Source organism: Streptomyces sp. NBC_00273 (assembly GCF_036178145.1).
Classification (GTDB): Bacteria; Actinomycetota; Actinomycetes; order Streptomycetales; family Streptomycetaceae; genus Streptomyces.
Genome location: NZ_CP108067.1, coordinates 580,086 through 590,506, shown reverse-complemented (window position 1 = coordinate 590,506; position 10,421 = coordinate 580,086). Strand labels below are relative to the sequence as shown.

Here is a 10,421-nt window from a genome sequence, read left to right as displayed (position 1 = left end):
ACCTGATGCCCGATCCGATGCCCGATCGGCTTTCCCAGCCGATTCCGAATCCCGTATGCATTCCGCATTTCTCCAGGAGGTGACGTTCCAGTGGCCGGCGCGAACGAAGAAAAGCTTCTCGAAAACCTGAAGTGGATGACCACGGAGCTGCGGCGGGCCCGCCGCCGTCTCCAGGAGGTCGAGCAGGACGCCCACGAGCCCCTCGCCATCGTCGCGATGAGCTGCCGCTTCCCGGGCGGAGTGGGCTCCCCGGAGGACCTGTGGCGGCTGGTCGCCGAGGGCGGTGACGCCATCACCGGATTTCCCGGGGACCGCGGCTGGGACATCGCCTCCCTCGCCGACCCCGACCCCGACCGCAAGGGCACCTTCTACAACACCGGCGGCGGATTCCTCACCGACGCCACCGTGTTCGACCCCGGATTCTTCGGCATATCGCCGCGCGAGGCCCTCGCCATGGACCCGCAGCAGCGCCAGATCCTGGAAGCCTCCTGGGAGGTGTTCGAGCGGGCCGGAATCGATCCGGCGTCCGTGCGCGGCAGCCGTACCGGCGTCTACATCGGCGCGGGCGCCATGGGGTACGGGGCCGACCTGCGGGAGGTCCCGGAGGGGCTAGAAGGGCTGCTCCTGACGGGTGGCGCGACGAGCGTGCTGTCGGGCCGGGTCAGCTACGTCCTCGGCCTGGAGGGGCCCGCCGCGACCATCGACACGGCCTGCTCCTCCTCCCTCGTGGCCCTGCACCTGGCCGGGCAGGCCCTGCGCCAGCGCGAGTGCACGCTCGCCCTGGTCGGCGGCGTCTGCGTGATGCCCACCCCCGACGTGTTCGTCGAGTTCAGCCGTCAGCGCGGCCTCGCCGCCGACGGGCGCTGCAAGTCGTTCGCGGCGGCCGCCGACGGCACCGGCTGGTCCGAGGGCGTCGGCGTCCTCCTGGTGGAGCGCCTCTCCGATGCCCGCCGCAACGGGCACCCCGTGCTCGCCGTGGTCCGTGGCTCAGCCGTCAACCAGGACGGCGCCAGCAACGGCCTGACCGCCCCCAACGGCCCCTCCCAGCAGCGCGTCATCCGCCAGGCCCTGGAGAACGCCCGGCTGTCGGCCGCCGAGGTCGACGCCGTCGAGGCCCACGGCACGGGCACCCGGCTCGGGGACCCCATCGAGGCGCAGGCCCTGCTGGCCACATACGGCCAGGACCGCCCGCAGGGCCGGCCGCTGCGCCTGGGCTCCCTCAAGTCCAACATCGGCCACACGCAGGCCGCCGCCGGTGTCGCCGGCATCATCAAGACGGTCATGGCGATCCGCCACGGGGTGCTGCCGCGGACCCTGCACGTCGACGAGCCGACCCCCGACGTCGACTGGTCGAGCGGAGCGGTGTCGCTGCTGACCGAGTCCATGGCGTGGCCCGAGACCGGGGCCCCGCGCAGGGCGGCCGTCTCCGCCTTCGGTGTGAGCGGCACCAACGCGCACACCATCATCGAGCAGGCCCCGCAGGAGGAGCGACCGGAGGGTGAGGCCCCGGAGGGTGAGACGCCCTCCCGGGCCCCCGTCCCGACCGCCGCCGGGCCCGCCGTGCTCCCCTGGACGCTGTCGGCCCGCAGCGCCGCAGCCCTGCGCGCCCAGGCCGCCCGCCTGATCGCCGCCCGCGCCCAGGACGGCGCTACCCCGGCCCTCGACCTCGGCTACTCCCTCGCCACCACGCGCGGCGCCCTCGAACACCGCGCGGTGCTCCTCGGCCGTACGGACGAGGACCTCGCCGCCGCCCTCGCCGCGCTCGCCGCCGGCCAGGAGGCCGCGGGCCTGGTCACGGACAGCGTCACCGAGGGCCGCACCGCGTTCCTGTTCACGGGCCAGGGCAGCCAGCGCCCCGGCATGGGCCGCGAACTGTACGAGACCCACCCGGTGTTCGCGGACGCCCTCGACGCGGTGTGCGCACGGCTGGAACTCCCGCTGAAGGACGTCCTGTTCGGGTCCGACGCCGCCGTGCTGGACCGTACGGGGTGCGCCCAGCCCGCGCTGTTCGCCGTCGAGGTGGCGCTGTTCCGGCTCCTCGAATCCTGGGGTCTGCGGCCGGACTTCGTCTCCGGCCACTCCATCGGCGAGATCGCCGCCGCGCACGTCGCCGGCGTGTTCTCCCTGGACGACGCGTGCACCCTGGTCGCCGCGCGGGGACGCCTCATGCAGGCGCTGCCCGCCGGCGGCGCCATGATCGCCGTCCAGGCCTCCGAGGACGAGGTCCTGCCGCTGCTCACCGACCGGGTGGGCATCGCGGCGGTCAACGGCCCTCAGTCGGTGGTCGTCGCTGGTGACGAGGGCGCCGCGGCGGCGATCGCCGAGGAGTTCCCCGACCGGAAGACGAAGCGGCTCGCCGTCAGCCACGCGTTCCACTCGCCGCACATGGACGGCATGCTCGACGCCTTCCGCCAGGTCGTGGCGGGGCTGACGTACGAAAGCCCCCGCATCCCGGTCGTCTCCAACCTGACCGGCGCCCTCGTCACCGACGAGATGGCCTCCGCCGAGTTCTGGGTCCGTCACGTCCGCGAGGGCGTCCGCTTCCTCGACGGCGTCCGCGCCCTGGAGGCCGCCGGAGTCACCACGTACGTCGAACTCGGCCCCGACGGCGTGCTGTCCGCGCTCGCCCAGGACTGCGTCACCGGCGAGAACGCGGCCTTCGTCCCCGCACTGCGCGCCGGCCGGCCCGAACCCGAGACGGCCCTCGCCGCCCTCGCCCGCGCCCACGCCCACGGCGCCACCGTCGACTGGCAGGCGTACTTCGCAGGCACCGGCGCCCAGCGCATCGACCTGCCCACCTACGCCTTCCAGCACGAGCGCTACTGGCTGGAGCCCGGTGCCGCGCCCGCCGGCGACGTCAGCGTCGCCGGACTCGACCCGGCCGCGCACCCGCTGCTCGGCGCGGCCGTCACCCTGGCCGGCTCCGAGCAGGTGCTGTGCACCGGCCGGCTCTCGCTCCGCACCCAGCCGTGGCTCGCCGGCCACACCGTGGCCGGCACGGCCGTCCTGTCCGGCGCCGCGTTCGTCGAACTCGCCGTACGCGCGGGCGACCAGGCCGGCTGCGGGCACGTCGAGGAGCTGGTGCTCGACGCGCCGCTCGCGCTGCCCGCCGACGGCGGCGTCCGCGTCCAGGTGCTCGTCGAGAGCCCCGACGAGCAGGGCCGCCGTACCTTCACCGTGTCCGCCCGGCCGGAGGACGACGCCACCGCCGACACCAGGTGGACGCGCCACGCCCACGGCGCCCTCGCGCCCGCCGCGCGGGCCACGGCCTTCGACCTGGCCGCGTGGCCTCCCGCCGGCGCGGAAGCTGTCGCCACCGACGACCTCCACGCCACCGTCGAGGCGGCCTGGCACCTCGACGGCGCGTACTTCGCCCAGGTGCGCCTGCCCGAGAGCGACCCGCAGGTGCGCCCGCACGCGGCCGACTTCGGCCTGCACCCGGCGCTGCTGGACGCCGCCGCGCACACCGCGCTCGCCCTGGCACTCCCGTACGCCGACCGCCCGGGCCCGGGCGTCGGGCCGGGCAGTGCCTGGTCGGACGTGACCCTGCACGCGCAGGGCGCGGGAGCCCTGCGCGTCCGTATCCGGCCGGCCGCCGACGGCGCGTTCGCCCTGGACCTCGCCGACGACCTCGGCGACCCGGTCGCGACCATCGGCCGACTGGCCCCGCGGCCGTTCACGGACGGGACCACCGGGACGACCGGCGCCCCGCTGCAGGTACCGGCCGTCCTGCGCGAGGCGCTGTTCCAGCTCGACTGGGCGCCGCTGCCGCTCCGGCCGGACGTCGTCGCGGCCGAGCCCGCCGGCGGCTGGGCCGTCCTCGGCCCCACCGGCTTCGGCCGGGCCACCCGCTACGCCGACCTGGCCGAGCTGGGCGCGGCGGTCGACGCGGGCCTGCCCGTACCGGCGTACGTCCTGGCACCCTTCCCCCGCCAGAGCGGCCCCCTCGCGGAGGACACCCTGCGCGAGGCCGCGCACCGGGCGCTCGCCCTCGTGCGCGCCTGGTCCGCCGACACCCGGTTCGAGGCGTCCCGCCTGGTCGTCGTGACCGGCGGCGCGGTCGCCGGGCCCGGCGAAGGCGGCGAGGACCTCCCGCACGCCGCCGTCCGGGGGCTGCTGCGTTCGGCGGAGACCGAGAACCCCGGCCGCTTCCTCCTCGCCGACGTCCGCGACCTGGCCGGCCCCGCCGACCCGGACGAGAGCGCACTCCTCGCCGCGGCCCTCGCCTCCGGCGAGCCCGAGCTGCTGCTGCGCGACGGGGCCGTCCACGTACCGAGGCTGCGCCGCACCCCGCCCGCCGCCGCCCCGGCGGCCGACGCCGTCGTCATCGACCCGGACGGCACCGCCCTGATAACCGGCGGCTCCGGCACCCTCGCCGGGATCGTCGCCCGGCACCTCGTCACCGCCCACGGCGTACGCCACCTGCTGCTGCTCAGCCGCCGCGGCGCCGACGCGCCCGGCGCCGCCGCACGCACCGCGGAACTGGCCGCGCTGGGCGCCGAGGTCACCTGGGCGGCGTGCGACGCCGCCGACCGAGACGCCCTCGCCGCCGTCCTGGCCGGCATCCCCGCCGAGCACCCGCTCACCACCGTGATCCACACGGCGGGCGTCCTCGACGACGGCGTGCTCGGATCCCTCACCCCCGAGCGCCTGGACACCGTCCTGCGGCCGAAGGCCGTCGCCGCCCTCCACCTGCACGAACTCACGCGCGACCTGCCGGTGACGGCGTTCGTCCTCTACTCCGCCATCGCCGGCACCCTCGGCAGCGCGGGCCAGGCCAACTACGCCTGCGCCAACGTTTTCCTGGACGCCCTCGCCCAGCACCGCCACCACCAGGGCCTGTCGGCCACCGCCCTCGCCTGGGGCCTGTGGGCCGACGCCAGCGGCATGACCGCCGGCCTCGACGAGACGCAGCTGCGACGCATGGAGCAGCACGGCATGGGCGCCCTGACCGCCGCCGACGGCATGGCCCTGCTGGACGCGGCGCTGGCCTGCGGCCGGCCCGTCCTCGTCCCCGCCCGCCTCAACCCCGCCGCACTGCGCGACGCCGCCGCACCCGGCCCCGTCGCCCCCGTGTTCCGCGAACTCCTCGGCGCGGCCGGGCGCCGTACCGCGCGCACCCGTACCGACGCGGGCACCCCGCTCGCCGAACGGCTGACCGGCCTCACCCGCCCCGAACAGGACCGCGCCCTGCTGGACCTGGTGAGGGCGCAGGTCGCCTCCGTACTCGGCCACGCCTCGGCCGAACAGGTCGAGCCCGCCAAGGCGTTCAAGGACCTCGGCTTCGACTCGCTGACCGCCGTCGAACTGCGCAACCGTCTCGGCGCGGCCACCGGACTGCGCCTGGCCACCACGCTCGTCTTCGACCACCCCACGCCCACCGCCCTCGCCCGCCAGCTGCGCGCCGAACTCCTCGGAGACACCGACGACGCAGACCTGGACGCAGACGCGGACGCCACGCCCGGCGCTGCCGCGGCCCTCGCCGACGACCCCATCGCGATCGTCGCCATGAGCTGCCGCTACCCCGGGGGCGTCCGCAGCCCCGAGGAGCTGTGGCACCTCGTCGAGACCGGCGGCGACGCGATCGCCGGACTCCCCGGCAACCGGGGCTGGGACACCGCCGAGCTGTACGCCGGACAGGACGACCGCCACACCTTCGCGGGCGGATTCGTCCACGACGCGGACTCCTTCGACGCGGACTTCTTCGGCATCTCGCCGCGCGAGGCCCTCGCCATGGACCCGCAGCAGCGCCTGCTCCTCGAAACCTCCTGGGAGGCCATCGAGCGGGCGGGCATCGACCCGTCGTCGCTGCGCGGGACCCGGGCCGGCGTGTTCGTCGGCGCCTCGTACGGCGGCTACGACGCCCAGCTGGAGCGCTCCGACGACCCGGACGGCGTCCTCGGCCACGTGATGACCGGCAACGCGGGCAGCGTCATGTCCGGCCGCGTCTCCTACGCCCTCGGCCTGGAGGGCCCCGCCGTCACCGTCGACACCGCCTGCTCCTCGTCGCTGGTCGCCCTGCACTGGGCGATCCAGGCACTGCGGGGCGGTGAATGCACCCTCGCGCTCGCGGGCGGGGTGACGGTGATGTCGACGCCCGGAACGTTCAGCGAGTTCAGCCACCAGGGCGGGCTCGCCCCCGACGGCCGCTGCAAGGCGTTCGCGGCGGCGGCCGACGGTACGGGCTGGGGCGAGGGCGTCGGCATGCTGCTCGTGGAGCGGCTGTCGGACGCCCAGCGCCACGGCCACCCGGTACTGGCCGTCGTGCGCGGCTCGGCCGTCAACCAGGACGGCGCCAGCAACGGTCTGACGGCCCCGAACGGTCCGTCGCAGCAGCGGGTGATCCGCGCCGCGCTCGCGAGCGCGGGTCTGTCGGCCGCCGACGTGGACGCGGTCGAGGCGCACGGTACGGGTACCCGGCTCGGTGACCCGATCGAGGCGCAGGCGCTGCTGGCCACGTACGGCCAGGACCGCCCGGCCGACCAGCCGCTTCTGCTGGGCTCCATCAAGTCGAACATCGGTCACACGCAGGCCGCCGCAGGCGTGGCGGGCGTGATCAAGATGGTGCTGGCCATGCGCCACGGGGTGCTCCCACAGACCCTCCACGTGGACGAGCCCACCCCGCACGTCGACTGGACGGCCGGTGACATCGCCCTGCTGACGCAGACCACGGCGTGGCCCGAGACCCGTCGGCCGCGGCGGGCGGCGGTGTCCTCGTTCGGCATCAGCGGCACCAACGCCCACACGATCATCGAGCAGGCCCCCGAGCCCACGGACCGCCCGACGGCGCCGACTTCGGCCGCCGGACCGGTTCCGTACGTCCTGTCGGCCAGGAGCCCGCAGGCGCTCCGCGCCCAGGCGGCCCGGCTGCTGACCGTCGCCGAGGAGGCCGTTGCCGAGGACGGCTCCGGCCTCCCGGACCTGGCCTTCTCCCTGGCCACCGGCCGCGCGGGCCTCGAACACCGGGCGGCGTTCGCCGCGGGCGACCGTACGGGCCTGCTGCGCGCCCTCGCAGCCCTCGCGGCCGACGAGCAGACGCCGGGGCTGACCCGCGGGACGCTCTCCGGGGGCGGGCTGGCGTTCCTGTTCACCGGACAGGGCAGCCAGCGGGTCGGCATGGGCCGTGAACTGTACGAGACCCACCCGGTGTTCGCCGCCGCGCTGGAAGCGGTGTGCGACAAGCTGGAACTGTCGCTGAAGGACGTTTTGTTCGGGTCGGACGCCGCTGTGCTGGACCGTACGGAGTACGCCCAGCCGGCCCTGTTCGCGGTCGAGGTGGCGCTGTTCCGGCTCCTCGAATCGTGGGGTCTGCGGCCGGACTTCCTCTCCGGTCACTCCATCGGTGAGATCACCGCTGCCCATGTGGCGGGCGTGCTGTCTCTGGAGGACGCGTGCGGGCTGGTCGCCGCCCGTGGGCGTCTGATGCAGGCGCTGCCGTCGGGCGGTGTGATGATCGCGGTGCAGGCGTCGGAGGCCGAGGTGCTGCCGCTGCTGACCGACCGGGTGAGTATCGCGGCGATCAACGGTCCGCTGTCGGTCGTGGTGGCTGGTGACGAGGATGCGGCGACCGCGATCGCGGCCGCGTTCCCCGACCGCAAGTCCAAGCGGCTCACCGTCAGCCATGCGTTCCACTCGCCGCACATGGACGGCATGCTGGCCGACTTCCGCAAGGTGGCCGAGGAGATCACATACGGCAGCCCCCGCATCCCGGTCGTATCGAACCTGACCGGCGCCCTCGTCACCGACGAGATGGCCTCCGCCGACTTCTGGGTGCGGCACGTCCGCGACGCCGTCCGCTTCCTCGACGGCATCCGCGCCCTCGAGGCCGCCGGAGTCACCACGTACCTCGAACTCGGACCCGACGGCGTGCTCTCCGCCCTCGCCCAGGACTGCGTCACGCAGGACGCCACGTTCGTGCCGGTCCTGCGCGCCGCGCGCCCCGACGCCGAAGCCGAGACCGCCACCACCGCCCTCGCCCACGCGTACACCCGGGGCATCCCCCTCGACTGGCGCGCGTACTTCGCCGCCACCGCGGCCGGAGCCCGGCGCGTCGACCTGCCCACCTACCCCTTCCAGTCCCGCCGCCACTGGCCCGAGCCCGCCACCGCGCGCACCGGCCCCGCCCAGGACGGCTCCGCCGGGAGCGAGACCGACGCCCGGTTCTGGGACGTCGTCGAGCGGGCCGACCTGACCGCCCTCGCCGACGAGCTCGCCATCGACGGCGACCAGCCGCTCAGCGCCGTACTGCCCGCCCTCTCCGCTTGGCGGCGCGAGCAGCGGGCGCAGGAGCGGGCCGACTCCCTCCTGTACCGCGTCACCTGGCAGCCGTGGTCCGGCGCGGACCGGGGCACCCCCGCGACCGTCGACGGCACCTGGCTGCTCCCCGTACCCGCCGCGCAGGCCGCGGACCCGTGGGTCCGCGCGCTGACCGACCGCATCAGCGGCGACGGGGCCCGGATCCTGCCGCTCCCGCTCGACGTCGCAGACAGCGACCCGGCGGTGCTGCGCACGCACCTGGACGAGGCGCTGCGCGACGCGGCGGCCGCCGCCGGCGGACCCGTCACCGGCGTCCTGTCGCTGCTGGCACTGGACGAGCGCCCGCACCCCGAGCACCCGGCGGTCCCCGTCGGCCTGGCCGTCACGGCCGCCCTCGTCTCGGTACTCACCGGCCCCGACGGGCCGGCCAGCTGCGCTGACGCGCCCCTGTGGTGCGTCACCCGTGACGCCGTCGCCGCCGTCCCCGGCGACACGCTCGGCGGCGCCGCCCAGTCCCAGGTCTGGGGCCTGGGCCGGGTCGTCGCACTGGAGCACCCCGACCGCTGGGGCGGACTCGTGGACCTGCCCGAGGCGAGCGACGAGCGCGCCCTGTCCCGGCTCTCGGCCGTACTCACCGGTGCGGGCGACGAGGACCAGCTCGCCCTCCGCGCCGCGGGCCCGTTCGTACGACGCCTCGCCCACGCCCCGTCGACCGGCGTCGGCCCCGCGCCGCGGTGGACCCCGGCCGGCACCGTGCTCATCACCGGCGGCACCGGCGCGCTCGGCCGGCACGTGGCACGCCGCCTCGCCGAACGCGGCGCGCAGCGGCTCGTCCTCGTCAGCCGCGGCGGCGCCGACGCCCCCGGCGCGGGCGAGACCCGCGCGGAACTCGAAGCGCTCGGCGCGGCCGTGACCCTGGCGGCCTGTGACGTCACCGACCGGGACGCGCTCGAAGCACTCGTCGCGGGCCTGGCGGCCGACGGCACCCCCGTCCGCGCGGTCGTGCACGCCGCAGGTGTCTCCCAGCCGCCCGGCACGGGCACCGACCTGCCCGGGTTCGCCCGGGTCGTCACCGCCAAGACCGCCGGCGCCGTCCACCTCGACGCGCTGTTCGACGCACCGGACTCCCTCGACGCGTTCGTCCTGTTCTCCTCCATCGCCGGCGTCTGGGGCAGCGGCGGCCAAGGGGCGTACGCGGCCGCCAACACCTTCCTCGACGCGCTCGCCGAACGCCGCGCGGCCCGCGGGCTCGCCGCCACGGCGATCGCCTGGGGACCGTGGGCCGAGGCGGGCATGGCCACCGAAGGCGACGCGGAGGAGCAGCTCAGCCGCCGCGGACTGCCGCCCGTGGACCCGCGGACGAACCTGCTGGCCCTGGAACGCGCCCTCGCCGGCCGGGACGCGGCGGTGACCGTGGCCTCCGTCGACTGGGAGCGGTTCGCCCCGGTGTTCGCCGCCGCACGGCCCCGCCCGCTCGTCGGCGACCTGCCCGAGGTACGCGCCGCCCTGCGCGAGCAGGCCCCCGGCGCGGCCACGTCCGCGACCGCCGACCCGTCGGCGGCCGTACTCCGCGAGCTCACCGAACTGTCCGGGGACGACCGCGGCGCGGCGCTCCTCGACCTCGTGCGCGAGCACGCGGCGGCAGCACTCGGCCACCCGTCCGCGGACGCCGTCGCAGCCGACCGGGCCTTCAAGGACCTCGGCTTCGACTCCCTCACGGCGGTCGAGCTGCGCAACCGCCTGGGCGCCGCGTGCGGCCTGCGGCTGCCGTCCAGCCTCGTCTTCGACTACCCCAACCCCGAGGCCCTGACCCGCCACCTGCTGCGCACACTCTTCCCCGAGGGCGGCGGCGGTACGGCCGGCGCAGCCGGCATGGAAATCGACACCGACCCGCAGGACGTGGAACTGCGCCGGACCCTGGCCACCATTCCGATGGGCCGGATCCGCGAAGCGGGACTCCTCGACACCCTCCTGCGGCTCGCCGGACCCGACGCCCCCGGCACCGACACCGGTGCGGGCGCCGCCGCCGACCCGGGCGGGTCCATCGACGAGATGGACCTCCAGGACCTCCTCGACCTCGCCCTCGACGGCGGTGGCGGCCTCGACGAGGACACCCCCGGCAACACCACCAGCAACAGCAACTTCTGACGTGCCCGAAGTGCGGA

Annotated in this window: 1 protein-coding gene; it reads left to right on the top strand. The window is 75.8% G+C overall.

Annotated features, from left to right (window positions below; all coding sequences use genetic code 11):
- The first annotated feature begins 90 nt into the window (after nt 1-90).
- Nucleotides 91-10,404 carry a type I polyketide synthase gene (locus OG386_RS02315; RefSeq protein WP_328786494.1) on the top strand — a complete coding sequence of 3,438 codons (10,314 nt, stop codon included), beginning with the start codon at nt 91-93 and terminating at the stop codon, nt 10,402-10,404.
- The last annotated feature ends 17 nt before the right edge of the window (nt 10,405-10,421 follow it).